A 20,613-nucleotide genomic window follows, 5' to 3' on the forward strand; every position below is an offset into this window, starting at 1 on the left:
ATTAATCTTTGCTCAGCGGTTTTTGGAGGTTTCGGCATGAATAGGGCCCTGATACTGCGCACCCTGGGTTTGGTTCTATTGGTTGAAGCGGGAGCAATGCTGCCCTCCTTGGGGATTGCCCTCTATTTAAATGAGTCGGATTATATGGCTTTTGCCATTACCATTGCCATAGTTGCTGTAACAGGTTTTTCCCTGGCCCGCACCCGGCTTGACACCAAAGACGTGGGGTACCGGGAAGGGTTTATCATCGCCACCGCCGGCTGGTTTTTTCTGGCCCTGTTCGGGGCGCTGCCCTTCACCATCTCCGGGACCATACCGGGTTTTATCAACGCGTTTTTCGAGACCATGTCCGGTTTCACCACCACCGGAGCTTCCGTGCTCACGGACATTGAAAGCCTTTCCAAAAGCATTCTTTTCTGGCGCAGCTTGACTCACTGGCTGGGCGGGATGGGGATTATTGTATTAACCCTGGCCCTCATCCCGTCGCTGAAAATCGCCGGGATGAAATTGTTTCGGGCCGAGGTGCCCGGCCCGGCCAAAAGCAAGGTGTTGCCCCGGGTGGCTCAAACCTCCCGGGAATTATACAAGCTGTATCTGATTATCACGGTGGCGGAAATTGCCGCTTTAAAACTGGCCGGCCTAAACTGGTTCGATTCGTTCATCCAGACCTTCGGCACCGTGGCCACCGGCGGTTTTTCCAATTATAACGCCAGCATCGCCGCCTTTGACAGCCCGGTTGTCCATTACATCATCATATTTTTCATGTTTATCTGCGGCATAAATTTTGCGCTGCATTTTTACGCTCTGCGGGGGAATTTTCGCCCGCTGTGGCGTGACCCGGAAACCCGCCTGTATTTTTTTGTCACTATGACCGCTTGCCTTATAATCACCGTCAATCTGATAACCACCATGAATTACGGGGTGGAAAAGGCTTTCCGCCAATCCGCCTTCCAAGTAACGTCCATACTGACCACCACGGGATTCGCCACCGCCGACTATACCGGCTGGCCCGTTTTGAGCCAGGCCGTCATTTTACTGCTCATGTTTATAGGCGGCTGCGCCGGTTCCACCGGCGGCGGCATTAAAAACGTGCGCTATCTTATTTTATTTAAAAGCGCCGCCCGGCAATTCGCCAAACTTTTTCACCCCAAGGCGATCATTCCCGTCCGCCTTGGCCGGGATGTCATTCCCGAAGAACTGGTGGAAAGCGTGCAAAACTTTTTCTTTTTGTACTTTATGCTCTTGCTCACCTCCACGCTGGTTATTGCCGCCATGGGGATTGACCTGCTCAGTTCCCTCACCGCCGTGGCTGCCTCCCTGGGCAACATCGGGCCCGGTTTCGGGATTGTGAGCCCGGCCAGTAATTACGCCGCCATCCCGGCGACGGGCAAGCTGTTGCTGGCCTTTTGCATGCTGGTGGGGCGCCTGGAAATTTATACCGTTCTGGTGGTATTTTCCGCCCGGCTGTGGCGTTCTTAACAGTGGATAGTCTGGCCGGTCCCCGCCGCGTCCACAAGCACTGCATTAACCTGTCCCCATACCCGGCTAACCGGCCATATATTGCAGGCAGTGGTTTTGGGTCTTACACCGGACCGTTGCCTACCATTCATTTGATCAATACAGCACCTCAAAATAATAATGGGGCAATTAGACTGAATTTTATTAATTTTCAGCATTTTATAGATTATTATATAAGTACAAATTATTATTGGGAGGTGCGCTATATGTCTCAACCAAGTGTCTCCAGGGCCTGGACGGTGACTTTCGCCGGAACGGGGATCAATTTGGCCCTGGGTGTGCTTTATTCCTGGAGCGTCTTTGCCAAGGCGCTGATTGACCAGTATGGCTGGACAAAAACGGAATCATCCATACCTTACACCCTGGCCTGCGTGGTTTTTGCGCTGTGCATGATACCGGCGGGACGATGGCTCGACAAATCAGGCCCGCGGGTGGTAGCGACTGTGGGAGCATTTTTATGCGGTATCGGAATGTTTGTGGCAGGATCATCACATTCAGTAGGCATGGTGGCGGTGGGGTTCGGTCTACTCGTCGGCGCCGCCATGGGGTTTGGTTACGCCGCCCCCACCCCGGCGGCCGTTAAATGGTTCCAACCCCACAAGAAAGGGCAAATCGCCGGCCTTGTGGTTGCGGGCTTCGGCCTGGCCTCGGTGTATATCGCTCCCATGACCAACTACTTCATGCGCACATACGGCGTGCAGCAAACATTCTACATTGAAGGCATCATGTTCTTTGTCATTATCCTGGCGCTGGCCCAATTTCTTTCTTTTCCGCCGGCGCAAAATTTCGTACCGTTTGGCGGACCGCCGCCGGCGAGCACTGCCAAGGCAGCCGCCACTTATTCCAAGCGCGACTACACGCCTGGGGAAATGATCAAAACTCCGCAGTTTTATCAGCTCTGGCTCATGTACTGTTTCGCCGCATCGGCCGGCCTGTTGATTATCGGACACCTGGCTAAAATATCGCAAATTCAGGGGGGTATCAACTGGGGATTTGCCCTGGTGGCCGTGCTGGCCGTGGCCAACGCCAGCGGCCGGATCCTGGCGGGATTTTTTTCCGACCGCCTGGGCCGCACCAACACCATGCTGCTGGTGTTCACCCTGCAAGCGATAAATATGTTTGCCTTCTCTCACTACAGCACAGCGCCCCTGCTTCTGCTGGGGTCGGTGTTGACCGGTCTGGCTTACGGTTCGCTGCTCTCGCTGTTCCCGTCCGCTACCTTTGACTTCTTCGGCCTGAAAAACTCCGGCATAAACTATGGCCTGGTATTTACCGCCTGGGGTGCCGCCGCGCTGATCGGCCCGATCATCGCCGGGCGGGTGGCCGACGCCACCGGCGGTTACGGCGCCAGTTATATGATTTCCGGTATACTGCTCGTCATTGCCGCGATAATCACCTTCTTCACCAAAGCGCCCCAGTCCGTACCCGCCCCAAAAGCGCTGGAAACGTAAGCAAATTTACAGCCCCGTCCTCCCGGCGGGGCTTTTTTTGTTAAACCGTATATCCCAAAGGAGACCGGGCAAAAAGGGGACTGGCTCTTTTTTCGCTTTTTGAAAAAAGTGCCTGTCCCCTTTTTTGCCCTGCCTCCGGTAAAAGGGGGACAGGTACCGATTCACAAAACGAATCGGAGCCAGTCCCCTTTTACTGCAGTCCCCTTTTTTGCCCTTTTGGTTTTTACTAAAAAATGTTCTTCAAATTAACCCGCTCCTTGTCCGGTATATGCTCCAGCATCTGCCGGAGCACCGCCAGTTCACCGGCGGCCATGGCCCGGTCATGCATGCTGACGTACCTGCTCACGCGCACCAGGGCCATGTCAATGTTATCTATTTCCTGGTGGTCCACCACCATGGCCCACCACCCCTTGTAACCGGACCACATGTTTTGCATCTTCCCGATACCCTCTCCGGCCTCGTCCCAGTTGCCCGAGTCGATAGCGTTTTCCAGCCCGTCAAAGCCGGCCACCATTTTTTCCGCGGATTCTTTAAGGCCGTCCAGCGTAAACAGGCCCAGCGCCAGCACCAGCGCCAATACGACAGCCACGCCTATGTAAATTCTCATGCCCGACCACCGCCCGGTTCCGCCTTAAGCTGGTAAAACAGTTTTCCCGCCGTATCCAGACTGGCAAAGAATACTTTTTTCAGGTCTTGAACGCCAAACTTGCTCAGTTCCGTCCGCAGCCATTCTTCGCTAAGGTTAACCTTGCGTAAGTTTTCTTTGTTCACTCTACCGTCGATAACCAGCGTCATGGGCATCCCCTCATATTTGGTATTAATCTGCAAATCTTCCGGCTGCAACGCCCGCTTTTGCGATTTAGGTATCACACTGAGTTGACCGTTGGTTTCCAGGATGGCGAATTCCACATCCGCCAGGTTGGGGTAGTTTTTAGCCCGGAGTTGCTCCAGCAAGTCATTGATATTGTAGCGCAGACACTCCAGTTCGGATTCCACCAGCTTGCCGTTGGCCACCAGCACACTGGGTTTGCCGCATATAATCCCCCGGGCTTTTTCGCTTTTCATGGAAATGTAAGAAATAGTAACCTGGGCCGCCATTAATATGATGATGGGAATTATCCCGCTCAGCAGCGGTATGCCCGTATCTTCCATGGGAATGGCCGCCAGGTCGGCTACCATCAGCGCCACCACCAGTTCAAAGGGCTGCAGCTGACCGATCTCCCGCTTGCCCATGATGCGCATAACCACAACCACGGCAAGGTAAAGGATAAGGGTTCTGATAATTACCAGCAGCAATGTCATCACCTGTATGGTCATTATATTTTATTTTAAAAATACCACGTTCTTGTAATATTTATACCGGGGATTCATTTTGAATTTGACAAATATCCCCTTGACAATGCGCAAAAGTACTGTAAAATGAAAGTCACAAAGTAAAAAATCATACATTCCAGGTGCCCGCAAGGGAGAATAGGGAACCGGGTGAGAATCCCGGGCGGTCCCGCCACTGTAACCGGTAGCCCACCTATAAAACCACCGTTTGTCGTCCGTTTGGCAAGGCAGGCGGGAAGGAAGGTACGGGCGCTATCCCGGAAGCCAGGAGACCTGCCTGGAAATGTCTCGCACAGCCTCGTGGATAAGGGCGGTGTCCGGGTTACATGGATGATGGAAAAGTCCATGCCGTTTACGGCATGGACTTTTTTCATGATCATCCAGCGACCAGCGAAAAAGGGGACTGGCTCCTTTTTCGCTTTTTGAAAAAGGTGCCTGTCCCCTTTTTCGCTCTTTCATGATCATCCAGCAACCGGCTTTTATACCGGCCCGATAGGCGGCCAAAGCGGATTGCGTCGGTTTTGACCCAAAGATTACTACCAAAAGGAGGGTTTTTAATGAGTCAATTAAACAGCGCCCTGAAGGGGGAAATCACCCCGGAAATGGAACAGGTGGCGCTAGCGGAGCAAGTTACACCGGAATTTATCCGGCAGGGGATAGCTGAGGGTACCGTTGTCATTCCCTGCAATATCAAACGCATTAACAGCGTCCCGGTGGGAATAGGCGCAGGCCTGCGAACCAAGGTGAGCGCCAGCGTGGGCCTGTACGGAAACGACCCGGACATCGGCCTTGAATTGAAAAAAGTCAAGGCCGCCCTGGCCGCAGGTACGGATGCCATCATGGATCTCAGCGTTTGCGGAGATATCGATGCCATGCGCCGTGAAACCCTCGCCGCCACCCCCAAGCCGGTGGGAACACTGCCCCTGTACCAAGCCCTGGCGGAAGCGGCAGAAAAATATAACGCGCCGGTAAAGATGACGGTTGAAGATTTATTCGCCGTAATTGAACGCCAGGCGGCCGACGGGGTTGATTTTCTGGCCCTGCACTGCGGCACTACCATGAGTGTGGTGGAACGGGCCAGGCAAGAAGGCAGAATAGATCCCCTGGTAAGTTACGGCGGTTCCCATCTGATCGGGTGGATGATTTACAACCAGTCGGAAAACCCGTTGTATGAACATTATGACCGGGTACTGGAAATTGCCCGCAAGTACGATGCGACAATCAGCCTGGCCGACGGCATGCGGCCGGGGTGTCTGGCCGATTCCCTGGACGGCGCCCAGGTGGAAGAGCTGGTGATTTTGGGCGAACTGGTCAGACGGGCCAGGGAAGCAGGGGTGCAAATAATGGTCAAGGGGCCGGGCCACGTACCTTTAAACCGGATTGAGGCAACCGTTGCGCTGCAAAAAAGCCTTTGCAAAGGCGCGCCCTACTTTGTCTTCGGCCCAGTGGTAACCGACATAGCCGCCGGTTATGACCATATCAGCGCCGCCATCGGAGGCGCCATAGCGGCCTGGGCGGGGGCCGAGTTCATCTGCTACGTGACGGCTGCCGAACACATCGGGCTTCCCGATGCGGATCAGGTGCATGAAGGGGTGATTGCGGCACGGATCGCCGCCCACGCCGCTGACTTGGCCAAAGGTCTGAAGGGAGCCGAAGATTGGGACCTGCAATTGTCCCGGGCCAGGAAGGAACTGGACTGGGAGAGACAAATCACCCTGGCCGTAGACCCGGAGCGGGCCGGGCAATTGAGAAAAGACCGCACCGGGGAATCCTCGGCGGCCTGCGCCATGTGCGGCAAGTACTGCGCCATGAAAGTGGTGTCCGAATACCTGGGCACCGCCAGGCAAAGTTGTTAAAAGTCGAAAAAGAAAGGGTGACTGGAATGACTCAGGTATTGGCGGCCCGCGCGGGCAAAATCACTCCGGAGATGGAAATGGTGGCTTCCCGGGAGCAATTGGACGTCGAGTTCATCCGGGAGGGAGTGGCATCGGGTAAAATTGTGATTCCCAAGAACATTAACCGCAAAGAGTTTAATTGCTGCGGCATCGGACAGGGCCTCAGGATAAAAGTGAACGCCCTGATCGGCACATCCAGCGACCGGGACCAGATAGAGATGGAAGAGCGCAAGCTGGCCATCGCCCAGGAAGCCGGGTGTGACGCCGTTATGGATTTGAGCACCGGCGGGGACATCGACGGGATGCGCCGGCAGACACTGGCCCTGGCCAATGTGCCGGTGGGCGGCGTGCCCATTTACCAGTGCGCCATTGAAGCCATTGAAAAACGGGGCAGCGTGGTGGCCATGACCGAAGATGACATGTTTGCCGCCGTGGAAAAACAAGCGGCGGAAGGCTTGGATTTCATGGCCATCCACTGCGCCCTGAATTTTGATGTCATCAAGCGCCTCAAAAATACCGGGCGGGTTACGGACGTGGTCAGTAGGGGCGGCGCTTTTCTGACGGGGTGGATGCTGCACAACAACAGGGAAAACCCTCTTTACGAACAGTTTGATCGCCTGTTAGAGATTTTGAAAAAATATGACGTGACGTTGAGCCTGGGAGACGCCATCCGGCCCGGCTCCACCGCCGATTCGCTGGACGGGGCGCAGCTGCAGGGGATGATCATAGCCGGCGAACTGGTGGCCAGGGCCCACGCGGCCGGGGTGCAGGTGATGGTGGAAGGTCCCGGACACGTTCCCATGCACCATGTGAAATCGACGATGCTGCTGCAGAAACGTTTATGCCACGGCGCCCCCTATTTTATCCTGGGCACCCTGGCCACCGACGTGGCGCCGGGTTACGATCACATAACCTCGGCCATCGGCGGGGCCATAGCCGGGGCGGCCGGCGCCGATTTTATCTGCTATGTAACCCCGGCGGAGCATCTCGGGCTGCCCACGGAACAGGACGTCAAGGAAGGGGTTGTCGCCGCCCGGATTGCCGCCCACGCGGCGGACCTGGCCAGGGGCAATAAACAGGCCCTGGCCCGGGATTTGCAAATGGCCCGCGCCAGGGTCGCGCTGGACCTGGACAGGCAAATCAGCCTTTCCATTGATCCCGGGAAAATAAAGGCGGCGCGTGAGGGTGGAGATGACAGCCGGCACTGTGCTGTTTGCGGACCCGACTGTGCCGCGCAGGTTGCGGCTAAATATTTTGGCATTGACTGAACCGGGGCTGAGCGATCTTGGAATTTCTGATAGCATTGCAATTTCTCACCAGAATACCCGTGTCTGTCAAAAGCAATGTGGGCAGTAAAAACATCGCCCGCTCCATGGCTTATTTTCCGCCGGTCGGCCTCTTAATCGGGGGCCTGGCGGCGGGCATCCACCACTTACTGTCCTTTGTCCTGGCCGGTTCCGTATGCGACCTGATCGCCCTGGCTTTTTTGATTATTGTTACCGGAAACATGCACGGCGACGGTCTGATGGATACCGTGGACGGTTTTTTCAGCGGCAAGCCGCGCGAAAAGGTCCTGGAAATCATGCATGACAGCCGCGTGGGAGCACACGGGGTGATGGCCGGGAGCTTATTGTTGCTGGCAAAATTTGTACTGCTGGGGCAAGTACCGGCTCCTCTGAAAAGCGCGGCCCTGGTCCTGGTTCCCGTTTTGGGCCGGTGGGCCCAAGTGTACGCCGCAGCCCTGTATCCCTATGTCAGCAGGAGCACCGGGACGGGTTCTTTTGCCAGTTACGTGGGTACACGGGAATTGATCGCGGCTTCGGTATTTACCCTGGGCGCGACGATGCTTTTACTGGGCCCCCTGCCGGGAATTGTCCTGGCCGGCGCGATCCTCGCGGGAACGGCCGCCCTGGCCCGCTTTTCCCGCAGGCGGATCGGCGGCATCACAGGGGATGTTTTAGGCGCCATGAATGAATGCGCCGAGGTGTTGGGGCTGTTTGCCCTGGCTTTGGTGCCGGGTGTTGAATTGTTGAAATTCTAAAAACCGGAGGTATAAATATGGGAAAGACATTACAGGCGACAATCGACGGTGTCGAACCGGTGCGCCGGAAATGGCGCGAAAGGGCCAGGGAGCACCTGGACAACCTGGCCATTCCCCCGGGCAGCCTGGGCGATCTGCTTGATCTGGCTGAACAGCTGGCGGCCGTAAAGCAGAGCCTTAAACCATCCGTCCGCAAAAAAACGGTGGTAACCATGGCCGGTGACCACGGGGTGACCGGCGAGGGGGTCAGTGCCTTTCCCCGGGAGGTTACTCTGCAAATGGTGGCCAACTTCGTCGCCGGCGGGGCGGCCATTAATGTTCTCGCCGGGGTGGCGGGAGCCCGGGTGCTGGTGGTGGATATGGGTGTCGCCGCCGATCTCGACAATTCGATAAAGGAAAAAATTCTCTCCTGCAAAGTGGACTACGGAACACGCAACATGGCCGCGGGTCCGGCCATGACCCGCGAGCAGGCCGTGCAGTCCCTGGAGACCGGCATCGAAATCGCCGGTCGGCTGGCCGGCGAAGGAGTAGAGCTGCTGGCCACCGGGGATATGGGCATCGGCAATACAACTCCCAGCAGCGCCATTCTGGCCGCCATTACGGGGCGCTCCGCCCGGGAAGTGACCGGTCGGGGAACCGGAGTCACCGGCGACGACCTGGAAAACAAAATTCGCGTAATCCAAAAAGCGCTGGAGGTAAACAACCCCGACCCGAAGGACCCCGTGGATGTCCTGGCCAAGGTGGGCGGATTCGAGATCGGGGGCATTGCCGGGCTTATTCTGGGCGCGGCTTACCACCGGGTGCCCGTGGTGGTGGACGGTTTTATCTCTTCCGCCGGGGCCTTGCTGGCCAAAAGCCTGGCTCCCGCTTCCGTGGATTACATGATCGCCGGGCACCGTTCCATGGAGTCCGGGCACCGGTACATGCTGGAGGAATTGGGACTGAAGCCTTTGTTGAACTTGAACCTGCGGCTGGGAGAAGGCACCGGGGCGGCCCTGGCCATGAACCTGGTGGAATCCGCCGCGCAGGTGATCAATAAAATGCTTACCTTTGAGGATGCCGGGGTATCCAGGAATACACCCGGAGCGCCGGCATGAAGCCGCTGCCTTTTTTAAACCATGACCCGCAGGAAACCGGACCGCAATACCTGGAAAATTTGGCCACGGGGTACTGGTTTTCGGAAGTTCTCTTCACGGCGGTGGAGCTTGATGTTTTTTCTCACCTTGACCAAGCGGGCAAAAGCGTTGAAGAAATTGCAAAGACACTGGATACGGATACCCGGGCGACAGAGCGTTTTTTGCAAGCACTCTGCTCCCTGGGGCTGCTGACCCGCAGCGGGCGGTATTATTACAATACCAAAATCGCCTCCGATTACCTGGTCAAGAGCAAAGAAAATTACCAGGGCCGTTCCGTCCTCTGGCGCCGGTACCTTTCCGCCCCCTGGCGGGACCTCAAGAGCTGTCTGAAGGCCGGGGGCAGGGTTTTTCAGCCGGCCCCGGAGGAATCCGAACAATTGACTGACCGCATCCGCAGCTATATCCACGCCATGGACGATATAGCCGGGGTGAAAACCCGGGAGATGCTGCCGGTTTTCAGCAACCTTTCAATTAAAGGAAACATTCTGGATGTGGGAGCGGGTTCCGGAGCTGTTTCCGCCGGTTTTCTCGAGCGTTTCAACGAAACGAAAGCAACGCTGGTCGACCTGCCCGGCGTGCTGGAACACGCTGCCGAATTGCTGCGGCACAGGGGACTCGAAGACAGGGTCACTCTTCTCCCCGCCAATATTTTGGAACCCTGGCCGGTGCACAAAGGAACATTTGACCTGATAATTATTTCCAATGTGCTCCATGCCTACTCGGAAAACGAGGCCGCCCACATCCTGGCCGAAGCCGGAAAATGCCTTAAACCCGGTGGTTTTTTATTGATCCACGATTTTTTCATGGAGCATTGTCCCGAAAAGGCTTCTCTTTTTGATTTGAACATGTTAATCAACACCTATAACGGAAAGGTCTTTACCGGGAAATGGGTCCGCAGCCGGCTTGCCGGCGAGGGTCTTTTTGCCACCGGCCTCGTGCCCCTGGGCTCGGACACCGCTATTATCGTGGCCTCCCCCGAACAAGAACAGCTGGCCGGGCTTTGCCTGAACCCCGTCTCCCTTTTGGCGGCTAAAATTAAAGACCTGGGATTCGGCAAGGTCTGCTCCATTTCCGTGGATACCGTGCATGTCCCGGAATGGGCGGACCTGCGCTGCCGGTTCGGGTGCGGCGAATACGGAAAGCCCCACTGCCCGCCCAACAGTCCTTCCCCCGCCAGAACCAGGGAAGTGCTGAAGGACTACGCCCGGGCCCTGCTTCTGGAAGGGGAGCCGCCTACCGGGGAATTCCAGCGCAACGTCCTGCGGGCTGAAAGAGAGGCTTTCAAGGCCGGATTTCACAAGGCGCTGGCCTTCTGGGCCGGCCCCTGTTCCCTCTGCGAACCGTGTCGCGCCACGGGCGGGATTTGTCACAACCAGCGTGACGCCAGGCCTTCCATGGAAGGGTCGGGCATCGATGTGTTTGAGACGGTGCGGCGGGCGGGGTTTTCATTACGCACACTGAGCCGCCGGGATGATTATGTCAAATATTTTGCTTTGCTGCTATTGGAGTGATTATTATGCACGTTTTACTGGTACAGGCTTTATCCATGGATACTCCGGCTCCCGAAAGGGTTTACCCCATCGGGATTGTTTCCCTGGCCGGGCACCTGGCGGCTCAAGGCCACACCGTCAGCCTTTTGGACATGAACATGGGCGGTAACCCCTTCGGTGCCTTGAAGGAGAGGCTGTTGGACTTTCAACCGGAGGTAGTTGGTTTATCCCTGCGCAATATCGACCCCCTGGCCAATAAAACCAGTTCGCTCATACCGCCTTTCACGGTGACGGTCCGGCTGGTTTCCGCACTCCTGCCGAAGGCCCGGATTGTTGTGGGCGGCACCGGCTTTTCCCTGTTCCCCGGGCGGTTGATGCGTGAGCTGCCGGAGATTGATTACGGCATCGTGGGCGAGGCCGAAATCTCTTTCCCGGCTTTACTCGCCTCGCTGGACAACCCGCCGCCGGTAAAGGGGTTGTGCTACCGTGACAAGCAGGACATAAAGGTTATGCCGCCCTCCAAGGAATTCAATCTGGCCCGGTATGTCCCACCCGCGAGGCACCTGCTGGACCCTGCCCCCTACCTGGATATAAACAGCTATGTTCCTTCCATCGGGATTGAGACCAAACGGGGGTGCCCGTACAACTGCGCTTACTGCGTCTACCCCAAGCTCCAGGGGCATCATCTCCGCTGCCGCCCGCCGGTGGACGTGGTGGATGAAATGGAGGCGCTGCACAAGGATTACGGTGTGACCGGTTTTCATTTCACCGACCCGGTGCTGAACATTCCCCACGGTCACCTGGAAGAAATTTGCCGGGAAATGCTCCGGAGAAAACTCAAGGTCCGCTGGAGCGGCTTTATGCGGGAAGATCATTTAAATGCACAAAATATCGCCCTTTTTGAAAAGGCGGGGTGCGAATGTTTTTTCTTCTCCGCTGACGGTTTTTGCCAGGAATCCCTGAACGTGCTGAACAAAGGACTTGATGAGGCGGATATTTTAAAAGCAGCCGGCCTGGCCGCCCAAAGCGATGTAATCAGCGTTTATCACTTCATGGTCAACGTGCCCGGTGAAACCGAAGACACCTGTACCAAAGGAATGCGCCTTCTGGAGCGGATTTATAATTTGCACGGCGGAAAAAAGAACCTGGGAACCGTGGTGCTGAATAATATCCGGATACTGCCGGGAACGGCCATTGAGAGGATAGCCAGGGAAGAAGGGGTGATCGGGCCCGATACCGATCTCCTTTACCCGGTATATTATAATCCAAAGCCCTTTGATACTTTAAGGTACCGGATGGAAACCCTGCAATTGCAGCAAAATGTTTTTATGTGGCATGAAGTGAGGTGAAAAAATGAAAATTCTTCTGCTGGAGCACCCCCGGGTATTTATCCCGGAACGCTGCAACGATATAGCCAACACCCCTCTCTCTTCCAGCCTGCTTACCGGGTACGCGGCGGGAATGCTCCAAAGTCAAGGCCACCAGGTGGAAATTACGGAAGGGTATCTGGATAATCTTTCATACGCTGTGATCAAACAGCAGGTCAGCGACCTGAAACCGGATTTACTGGGCGTGCACATGGTTTACCACTGGCGGACTGATGTTGACCTTTTCAGTTTTTTAGAAGAAATCAAGCGGGAAAAACTTTGCCCATATATCGCGGCTTACGGGTTTTATCCCACCTTCAACTTTGCGGAAATTTTACGGGAGTGCTCCGCCATTGACGCGGTGATCACCGGCGAGCCGGAAGCAACTTTTTCCGAACTGGCGGACGCGTTGTCCGGCCGGGCCGGGCGATCGAACATCCCCGGCCTGGCCCGGTCGGACGGGACGGGCAATATCAGCCATACCCCGCGGGAACTCGTGGAGGACCTGGACAGCCTTCCTTTTCCGGTGCGCACCGAGGCCATGTATCGCTTGCCTGAAGTAAACCTGCAAGGGAGCCGGGGGTGTTACGGGCAGTGCACTTTTTGCTATATCAACCCGTTTTACGGTCACGGTTCCCGGTGGCGTGGCAGAAGCCCGGAGAATATTGCGGCCGAGATCGATATGATAATGGCGGAACGGGGGGTAAAGGATTTTTATTTTACCGACCCCAACTTTTTCGGTCCGGGGCGGCAGGGGCAAAGCAGGGCGCTGCACCTGGCTTCCCTTTTGAGAGAACGGAACATTCGCTTTGGCATTGAGGCCAGGGTCGACGACATTCATGATGAAACCATCGCGGCCCTGGTTGAGGCAGGTCTGCGCCATATTTTGATCGGGCTTGAAAGCGGAAAAGACGATTCCCTGAAGCGGCTGAACAAAATGACCACTGTGGCCCGGAATGAACAGGCTGTCAAAATTCTCCGCAAACACGGCATCGAACCCAATATCGGGTTTATTATGTTTGAGCCCTGTTCCTCCCTGGAAGATATCCGGGCCAACTTTGAGTTCCTCCGGCGCAACGACCTGTTGAACAATCTTCCGGTGACCGCCAATGTTCTGTACCACCACCAGATTATCCTGAAAGGAACCCCGGCATTTAAAATGCTGCAAGGGGAGGGCCGGCTGGAATTGCCACCCGGCGCTACTTATGAAGGAAGCACGACTTTTGTCAACCCCCGGGTGGCTGTCCTGGCCGACATAATGAGGCAAATTACCAACTTTCTTTTCCGCCGCATGTCGGGGATTTGGAGTGGAAAAGAGCAAGAACCCCGGGACGCGGAATTGAAATATGAACAAATAAATGAAATGCTGGTGGATTTGTTTGAGGCCAATTTGCGCGCTCTCGAAAACGGCAAATTATTTACGGATGAAGAGAAGCATTTAGTGGTCCAGGAGGCCAAAAAAAATATTGATCACATGTTAGAAGTTTGAAAAAGTAAAAAAGAGTAAGGAACATCTTAAATTATCTTCCTTACTCTTCATTATTACTTAAAACAATTGGGAAGTGTGCAATGGCTTGAGGACTTCCTGGTGATTTTTTCAAGGTTGCCCGGATTAGGCCTCCCCCTCGGTCACTTTTTTGATGGCTGCGCAGGTAATGTCGAGAACATCTTTTAGTTCGGACAGGCTCATGGAGAGAATAGGCATTAGTACGATTACATTGCCCAAGGGCCTGATAATTAAGCCGTTTTTTCTGGCCTCCAGGATTACCCGGTGAGGTATATTTGCCCTTACGGGGAAGGGTTCTTTGGTTTCCTTGTTTTCTACCAGCTCAATTCCCACCATCATGCCCTTTTGCCGTACATCTCCGACGTGTTTGAGTTCCTTGAATCTTTCCAAACCATGTGTCAGGAAAGAAATCTTTTCTTCCAGAGTTTCAATCAGCTTATCCTTTTCAAAGAGCTCCAGGTTGGCCAGTGCGGCGGCGCAGCCCAGGGGGTTGCCGGTATAGGTATGGCCGTGGTAGAAGGTTTTGCATTCCTCAATTCCTCCCAGAAAGGCATTATATATTTCACCGGTGGCCATGGTGGCCGCCAACGGCAGGTAGCCGCCGGTAATGCCTTTGGCGAGGCACATCAAGTCCGGCTTGACATTTTCATGCTCACAGGCGAACAGCTTGCCGGTACGGCCAAAGCCTACGGCCACTTCGTCGGCAATCAGCAAAATATTATACTTGGTGCACAGTTCCCGGACCTTTCCCAGGTAACCTTCCGGCGCCACTATCATGCCTGCGGCGCCCTGTACCAGGGGTTCCACAATTACCCCCGCTATTTCCCGGTGGTGGCGGGCCAGAAGGATTTCCATTTCGCCCACGCACTGCATGGAGCAGGTGTCCTTGCTTAAATCCAAAGGACAACGGTAACAATAGGGGGCGGGGACACTTAAGGTTTCAAATAGCAGGTGCGAGAATATTTTATGGAACAGGTCGATGCCGCCCACGCTTACCGAACCGATGGTATCACCATGATACGCATTTACCAGGGACACGAATTTACGCTTGGACTTGTATTTTTCATCACCTTGTTGTTGCCAGTACTGGTATGCTATCTTAAGGGCGATTTCCACCGCGGTGGAGCCGCTTTCCGAATAAAACACATAATCCAGTCCGGGAGGGGTTATTTCTACTAATTTTTTGGCCAGCAGGATTGACGGTATGTTGGCCTCACCCAGTAATGTACTGTGGGCCACTTTATCCAGTTGTTCTATAATGGCCCGGTTGATCGCCTCTTTCCCGTGACCGTGCACTGTTACCCACAGGGAAGAAATGCCGTCCAAATATTTATTGCCCTCCACATCAAAAAGATAGCTGCCTTCTCCCCGCTCAACAATTAAAGGCTTTTCCTTCCTGTATTCGCGCATTTGCGTAAACGGGTGCCATACGTATTCCTTGTCCCAATGCTCGAGCTGTTCCGGTTGAAGAATATCCACGGTTTTTCCCTCCTTTTAGTCATTCGGTGAATCTTTTGACCAGCAAGCTGGCATTATGTCCGCCAAAGCCCAGGGAATCGGACATCACCAGGTTTAATCTGCTTTTTCTGGCCAGGTTTGGCACATAATCCAAATCGCAATCAGGGTCAGGAGTTTCATAATTAACGGTGGGGGGGATCAGGTTATTTTCCATTGCCAGTAAACAAGCTATAAATTCCACCGCCCCGGCGGCGCCCATCAGGTGCCCGGTCATTGACTTGGTCGAGCTTACCGGAAGGGAATAGGCATAAGGGCCAAAAACCTGCTTGATGCCCAGGGTTTCGCACCGGTCGTTTAAAATGGTGGAAGTGCCATGGGCATTTAAGTAATCCACTTCTCCCGGTGAAACTTTGCCTTCAGACAAAGCAAGGCTCATGGCCATGGCAATTCCACTGCCCTTTGGGTGGGGGGCGGTAATATGGTAGGCGTCACAGGTCAACCCGTACCCGATAATTTCACCGTATATTCTTGCATTCCGTTGCAAAGCATGGTTTAGCGTTTCCAGTACCACCATGCCCGCCCCTTCTCCCATCACAAAACCGTCCCGGTTTTTATCAAAAGGACGGCAGGCCTGCCGGGGCCTGTCGTTGGAGGTGGACATGACCCTGCTGGCACAGGTACCTGCAAACATTAACGGGGTGAGGGGAGCTTCGGTTCCACCGGTTATAATAATATCGGCATCTCCTCTCTGCAGGGCGCGAAACGCGTTGCCGATGGCTGCGGTGCCGGAAGCGCAGGCAGCCATAACGGTACCGGTCGGCCCCCGGGCACCCGCCATGTTTGCCACAAGGGAGGTTGCAGCATGGGGAAAACACTGCCCGAAAAGGGACGGATTGATATGCTTGGAACCTTTGTTTTGCAGTACTTCATGAAATTTTTCCAGGTTTGTTATACCACCCCTGCTGGTTCCCAGGAAAATACCCACTTTCTGCCGGTTCTCCCGATCCATTTTCAATTCGGCATCGGAAATGGCCTCCGCTGCTGCAACCAGTGCAAATTGAGCGAATCTGGCCGTTTGTTCCGCCAGTTCCCGGCCAATAAATGCACTGGCTTCAAACCCTTTAACTTCCGCCGCTATTCTGGTGGGGTAATCCGAGGCATCAAACAGGGAAATCTCATCAATTCCGACAATACCGGCCCTTAATGCTGCCCAGAAATCTTTTTTTCCAATGCCGACGGGGGATACAACTCCCATTCCGGTAACTACCACCCGGTTCTGCATAATTAATCCCTACACCACCCGGCAATCAACATTAAAGACCTGCCCGGAAATATAGTCTGCTGCATCGGAAGCGAGATAATTTACCATACCGGCCACATCTTCGGGGCTACCGGGGCGGCCCAGGGGTATTTGTTCCAGGATTTTTTCCCTGGCCTTGATGGGTAATTGCAAAGTCATATCCGTCTCGGTGAAACCGGGAATTACCACGTTAACTTTGATATTCCAGCGTGCCAGTTCCAGAGCCAGAGATTTGCTGAAGGCAATAACGCCGGCTTTGGCTGCGGCATAATTAGCCTGCCCTATTTGTCCCCTTAGCCCTACTACGGAAGATAGGTTAATTATGCGACCCCGGCGTTGTTTTTGCATGGTTTTAAGAACGGCCTTGCTGCAATTAAAAACGCCTTTCAGGTTAGTGTTTATCACCCGGTCCCAATCCTCTTCGGTCATCCTGATAAGCAGGGCGTCACGGGTTATACCAGCATTGTTGACAAGGATATCGATACGTCCGAATTTTTCTTGGACCTGGCAAATCATGTCCGCAACTTGATGATAAATGGAAACATCGGCTTGAACGGGTAAAGCTTCCACCATAAAATGTGAACTGACGGCCCGGGCCAGCTTGCCGGCAGCGTGGCGGTTATTTTTATAATTTATAACGACGTTAAACTGGTTGGCAGCCAATTTTTGAACAATGGCGGCCCCTATGCCCCGGGACCCGCCGGTAATTAGCGCCACTTTTGGGGGACATTCCATGGTTTGTCACCTCGATCACTTTTCAAACTAAGGCAAATAAAATATCGGCTTTTGCCACAACTGTGTCTCCTACCAGTGCCCGGCAATTTCTCCGGCCTACTTTTCCTTTAAGCCGCGTGATTTCAGCTTCTAAACGAAGTTCATCCCCGGGTAATACATCCCTGAAGAAACGGGCCCCGTTTATTCCGGCCAGCAGGGTAATTTTATTGCGGTATTGGGGGCAACTCAAAACGGCCACTGCCCCTACCTGGGCCATGGCTTCCAAAACAAGTACCGGGGGCAGTACATGCTTTCCGCCGGGCCCGGCCTGCAGGAAAATATAGTCCATAGTAACTTTCTTTTGACCAACAGCCCATTTACCCGGGACCAGTTCGGTTATACTATCTATCAAGAGAAAAGGGTGGCGATGAGGAATGATGGCCTCAATCTCACTGATATTCACCGGCCATACCCCCTGTACCCGGTAGGGAAATCATCTCCCAGTCAACTGCGGCTCCAACCAATTCAACAACCCGGCCCGGCTTACAAGTGTCCACGTCCACGCCGGCATCGTGAGGTATAATTCCCATAACGGGAACTCCCGACAATTCAGCAATCAGGCCGGGGTTTGTTTTTTCCGCCGTGCCGGCCTCACTTTCCTTTAACCCGTTGATAATGATACCGGCAACGTGAATGCCTTTGGATTTTGCGTACTCAACGGTGAGCAGGGTGTGATTTACCGTGCCCAGTCCGGGCCTTGCCACGATGAGGGCCGGCAGGTTCAACATTTTAATCAGGTCGGCCATTAAAAACCGGCCCGCTATGGGCACCATGATGCCGCCGGCCCCTTCCACCAGCATAAAATCATGTCTATTGAGTAATTCTTGGTAGGCCCGGTTTATCTTGAACAGGTCAATGGTGATGCCGGTGAGCTCGGCGGCTACCCGCGGGGCCAGGGGCGGTTCCAGGCGATACGGGCTGACCAGTTCCATTTCGTCTTTAATTCCCGCCACTGTCATGGCAAACAGGGCGTCCACCGAAACCAGGCTGCCGTTTAAATTTTTACTCCCGGTTTGCACCGGTTTCATTATCCCCGCGTTTATTCCTTTTTGTCTCAGGTTTGCCGCCAGCCCGGCTGTGACAACCGTTTTCCCGATGCCGGTATCGGTGCCGGTGACAAAGTATCCTTGCAACAAATTAAGGGGTTTATACATTTTTCTCTCCTTTAAATAATTAAATAATTCCCAGTTCTTCACCGGATTGTTTGAAGGCAGAAAGCGCCCTGTCCAGGTGTTCACGGGTGTGCGTGGCCATTACCGTGACCCTGATTCTGCTGGTGCCCGGCGGTACTGTGGGTGGTCTGATACCCGGAGCGAACACACCCCGGGCAAATAACCTTTCGGCCATTTGCATGGTTTTGCCGGAATCGCCGATAAATATTGGAATTATAGGTGACTCTTCGGCCAGGATGGTAAATCCCGTTTGCTTAAGCCCGGACTTTAAATAATGGGCGTTGGCCCAAAGATTTTCCCTGATTTGCGGTTCTTGTTCAATAACCCGAAAAGCCGCAATGGCCGCTGCAATTACCGCCGGGGGGAGGGCAGTGGAGAAAATAAAACTCCGGGCCCTGTTTCTCAGATAATCAATTAATTTGCGGGAGCCTGCAATATAGCCGCCGGCACTACCCACCGCCTTGCTCAAGGTCCCCATTTGAACATGGATTTTACCTTCCAGGTTGAAATGGTCTGCCGTACCCGCACCCCGGCGGCCCAGCACTCCGGTGGCGTGAGCATCGTCTACCATTAACAGAGCCCGGTACTTTTCGGCCAGTTCCACCAGCCGGGGCAACGGGGCAAGGTCGCCGTCCATGCTGAAAACTCCGTCGGTCACAATGAGGCGACGGCGATACCCTTGAGTTTGTTGTAATAACTTTTCCAGGGCCAGGGTATCTTTATGGGGGAAAATTTTTGTTTCCGCCCGGCTGAGCCGGCACCCGTCAATTATACTGGCGTGGTTGAGCTCATCGCTCAAAATTACATCGTTTTTTCCGGCCAGGGCGGTTATGCCCCCCAGGTTAGCCATGTAACCGGTATTAAAAACAATGGCCGCTTCGGCTTTTTTAAAGCGGGCAATAGTTTTTTCCAGCTCTTCGTGCAGTTGTAAATTGCCGGTGGTTAAACGCGAGCCTCCCGCGCCGGTACCCCACCGGGTTACAGCTTCGCAGGCCGCTGCTTTCAGCTCGGGGTGTTCGGTAAGGCCCAGGTAGTTATTGGAAGAAAGCAAAAGGCATTCTTTCCCGTTGACTACCGTCCGGGCGGCCTGGGAATCGTCCATCCTATTGAGCCGGCGGTAAAGGTGATTCTCTTGCAGATAAGTTAATTCCCGTTCTAATAACTTCATTTACCCGGTATCCCCTCAATTAATTTTTTAAATTCGTCAAAGGTCAATTCACCGTAAACGGGACCTAACTTTGTAATCACGTAAGGTTCTTGCTCCAATTTTTTGATGACTTCTTCCCGTGTTCCCAGGGCAGGGTCGAAGAAAAAAACCCTGCCGCCGCGCCGGCTGCCCTTTTCTTTTAAATGGTTGAAGCGAATGTAACCGAGGTTTGCCGCAGCAACATAACCCGCTGTGTAACCGGGGTCGTCGGACCAGCATAACTCCGCTGCTATACCGGGCATGTGGGCCACCTTGGTGGCCAGGCAAAGGGCCTCACGAACGTGGTTATTGTTTAACCCGAACTCCTCCAATTTTTGAGATAAAGTTTTTTTCGTCTCAGGGTCATAATCCATGCGTGAAGCTCTTATTCCGCGGTTAGGGTCAGGTTCCAGCCGGTGCCCGGTATTAACATCCATCAGGATGGCCCCGCGCATGCCGGTTTCGTTCTCGGAAGGATCCCCCAAAAGTAAATTAAACCCTTGTTCAATTACATGGTGTTGGATTCCGAATAGCTGCAAAACCTTTTTGGCCAGTTCCCGGCCTTCCCGGTGATCCCCGGACCGTATAGTATAAACCGGGAGGGAAGTCACCGTTTGTATGTCTTTAGCGGGAAGAAGTTCAATATTGATGTTGATAAAATCAGGGCGGCCCAGCTCATGTTTTTGGGCCCGGAAGAAGAGTTTATTCATGATGTTCGGAATTTCTGCCTCTGAAACAATCCTTTCCGCACCGGAAATGTGTCTCCCGCCGCGTTCATGCGGCCCGCCCCGGGCTGCGCGCATCCTGATACTGTATAAATTTTGATACATATAAAAAATCCCCCTCGATAACGTTAACCCGGCTCGATATGGTGGTTAACAATAGGAGTAAAAAAATTGCCAACCCTTGCATAAATTTTAGCAAACCAATAATGAATTGTAAACCCCGGGGCCATATTTGGTTAACAATTGGAGCTTGCCAGGTGG

19 protein-coding genes and 1 riboswitch are annotated in these 20,613 nt (G+C 54.1%); of the genes, 10 read left to right on the top strand and 9 right to left on the bottom strand.

Annotated features, from left to right (window positions below):
* Window positions 1–36: 36 nt before the first annotated feature.
* Together BM299_RS00535 and BM299_RS00540 are read left to right on the top strand one after the other, a co-directional pair.
* The gene (locus BM299_RS00535; RefSeq protein ID WP_092481508.1) at window positions 37–1,479 is read left to right on the top strand and encodes a TrkH family potassium uptake protein; all 1,443 of its coding nucleotides are present in this window, start codon (window positions 37–39) and stop codon (window positions 1,477–1,479) included.
* A 245-nt stretch (window positions 1,480–1,724) separates the two neighbouring features.
* Window positions 1,725–2,969, top strand: a complete 1,245-nt coding sequence (locus BM299_RS00540; protein WP_092481509.1) for an L-lactate MFS transporter — start codon at window positions 1,725–1,727, stop codon at window positions 2,967–2,969.
* Window positions 2,970–3,195: 226 nt separating this feature from the next.
* On the opposite strand, the gene BM299_RS00545 is transcribed toward BM299_RS00540, so the two are convergent.
* Together BM299_RS00545 and BM299_RS00550 are read right to left on the bottom strand one after the other, a co-directional pair.
* Window positions 3,196–3,576, bottom strand: a complete 381-nt coding sequence (locus BM299_RS00545) for a DUF4363 family protein (protein WP_092481510.1) — start codon at window positions 3,574–3,576, stop codon at window positions 3,196–3,198.
* Window positions 3,573–4,265: a YetF domain-containing protein gene (locus BM299_RS00550; protein ID WP_092481511.1), complete on the bottom strand. Its 693-nt coding sequence runs from the start codon at window positions 4,263–4,265 to the stop codon at window positions 3,573–3,575. The genes BM299_RS00545 and BM299_RS00550 overlap by 4 nt, the downstream gene beginning before the upstream one ends.
* Window positions 4,266–4,405: 140 nt before the next feature.
* A riboswitch (cobalamin riboswitch) is annotated at window positions 4,406–4,596 on the top strand.
* Window positions 4,597–4,627: 31 nt separating this feature from the next.
* Here BM299_RS00550 and BM299_RS20145 point away from each other — a divergent pair.
* The 8 genes from BM299_RS20145 (at window position 4,628) to BM299_RS00585 (ending at window position 13,719) form a co-directional block, all read left to right on the top strand.
* Window positions 4,628–4,762: a hypothetical protein gene (locus BM299_RS20145; protein ID WP_281246345.1), complete on the top strand. Its 135-nt coding sequence runs from the start codon at window positions 4,628–4,630 to the stop codon at window positions 4,760–4,762.
* Between the two features lie 96 nt (window positions 4,763–4,858).
* On the top strand, window positions 4,859–6,157 hold the full coding sequence (thiC, locus tag BM299_RS00555; protein ID WP_092481512.1) for a phosphomethylpyrimidine synthase ThiC: 1,299 nt from the start codon (window positions 4,859–4,861) through the stop codon (window positions 6,155–6,157).
* 26 nt (window positions 6,158–6,183) lie between these two features.
* The gene (gene bzaB / locus BM299_RS00560; RefSeq protein WP_092481513.1) at window positions 6,184–7,464 is read left to right on the top strand and encodes a B12 lower ligand biosynthesis ThiC-like protein BzaB; all 1,281 of its coding nucleotides are present in this window, start codon (window positions 6,184–6,186) and stop codon (window positions 7,462–7,464) included.
* 17 nt (window positions 7,465–7,481) lie between these two features.
* Entirely contained in the window at window positions 7,482–8,237 is a 756-nt protein-coding gene (cobS, locus tag BM299_RS00565) for an adenosylcobinamide-GDP ribazoletransferase (protein WP_092481514.1), read from the top strand.
* Window positions 8,238–8,254: 17 nt separating this feature from the next.
* Entirely contained in the window at window positions 8,255–9,334 is a 1,080-nt protein-coding gene (gene cobT / locus BM299_RS00570) for a nicotinate-nucleotide--dimethylbenzimidazole phosphoribosyltransferase (protein WP_092481515.1), read from the top strand.
* Window positions 9,331–10,884 (top strand): DUF2284 domain-containing protein, encoded by a 1,554-nt coding sequence (locus BM299_RS00575; RefSeq protein WP_092481516.1) that lies wholly within the window; start codon window positions 9,331–9,333, stop codon window positions 10,882–10,884. Before cobT ends, BM299_RS00575 begins: the two co-directional genes overlap by 4 nt.
* A 5-nt stretch (window positions 10,885–10,889) precedes the next feature.
* Window positions 10,890–12,212: a B12 lower ligand biosynthesis radical SAM protein BzaD gene (gene bzaD / locus BM299_RS00580; RefSeq protein WP_092481517.1), complete on the top strand. Its 1,323-nt coding sequence runs from the start codon at window positions 10,890–10,892 to the stop codon at window positions 12,210–12,212.
* 4 nt (window positions 12,213–12,216) lie between these two features.
* Window positions 12,217–13,719, top strand: a complete 1,503-nt coding sequence (locus BM299_RS00585) for a B12-binding domain-containing radical SAM protein (RefSeq protein WP_092481518.1) — start codon at window positions 12,217–12,219, stop codon at window positions 13,717–13,719.
* A 123-nt stretch (window positions 13,720–13,842) separates the two neighbouring features.
* On the opposite strand, the gene bioA is transcribed toward BM299_RS00585, so the two are convergent.
* From bioA to BM299_RS00620, 7 genes are read right to left on the bottom strand one after another with little or no spacing between them, the layout of a single operon-like run.
* Window positions 13,843–15,216, bottom strand: a complete 1,374-nt coding sequence (bioA, locus tag BM299_RS00590; RefSeq protein WP_092481519.1) for an adenosylmethionine--8-amino-7-oxononanoate transaminase — start codon at window positions 15,214–15,216, stop codon at window positions 13,843–13,845.
* Window positions 15,217–15,235: 19 nt separating this feature from the next.
* Window positions 15,236–16,477, bottom strand: coding sequence for a beta-ketoacyl-ACP synthase II (gene fabF / locus BM299_RS00595; protein WP_092481520.1), 1,242 nt, complete (start codon window positions 16,475–16,477; stop codon window positions 15,236–15,238).
* 9 nt (window positions 16,478–16,486) lie between these two features.
* Window positions 16,487–17,230: a 3-oxoacyl-[acyl-carrier-protein] reductase gene (gene fabG / locus BM299_RS00600; protein ID WP_092481521.1), complete on the bottom strand. Its 744-nt coding sequence runs from the start codon at window positions 17,228–17,230 to the stop codon at window positions 16,487–16,489.
* A gap of 22 nt (window positions 17,231–17,252) precedes the next feature.
* A complete protein-coding gene (gene fabZ, locus BM299_RS00605) occupies window positions 17,253–17,672 on the bottom strand; it encodes a 3-hydroxyacyl-ACP dehydratase FabZ (protein WP_092481522.1) in 420 nt (139 codons plus the stop codon).
* Window positions 17,659–18,423: a dethiobiotin synthase gene (bioD, locus tag BM299_RS00610; RefSeq protein WP_245779581.1), complete on the bottom strand. Its 765-nt coding sequence runs from the start codon at window positions 18,421–18,423 to the stop codon at window positions 17,659–17,661. Before bioD ends, fabZ begins: the two co-directional genes overlap by 14 nt.
* 19 nt (window positions 18,424–18,442) lie before the next feature.
* Window positions 18,443–19,609, bottom strand: coding sequence for an 8-amino-7-oxononanoate synthase (bioF, locus tag BM299_RS00615; RefSeq protein ID WP_092481523.1), 1,167 nt, complete (start codon window positions 19,607–19,609; stop codon window positions 18,443–18,445).
* Window positions 19,606–20,457, bottom strand: coding sequence for a 6-carboxyhexanoate--CoA ligase (locus BM299_RS00620; RefSeq protein WP_092481524.1), 852 nt, complete (start codon window positions 20,455–20,457; stop codon window positions 19,606–19,608). Before BM299_RS00620 ends, bioF begins: the two co-directional genes overlap by 4 nt.
* Window positions 20,458–20,613: the final 156 nt, after the last annotated feature.

Origin of the sequence: Desulfoscipio geothermicus DSM 3669, assembly GCF_900115975.1 — a bacterium.
Taxonomy (GTDB): domain Bacteria; phylum Bacillota; class Desulfotomaculia; order Desulfotomaculales; family Desulfallaceae; genus Desulfoscipio; species Desulfoscipio geothermicus.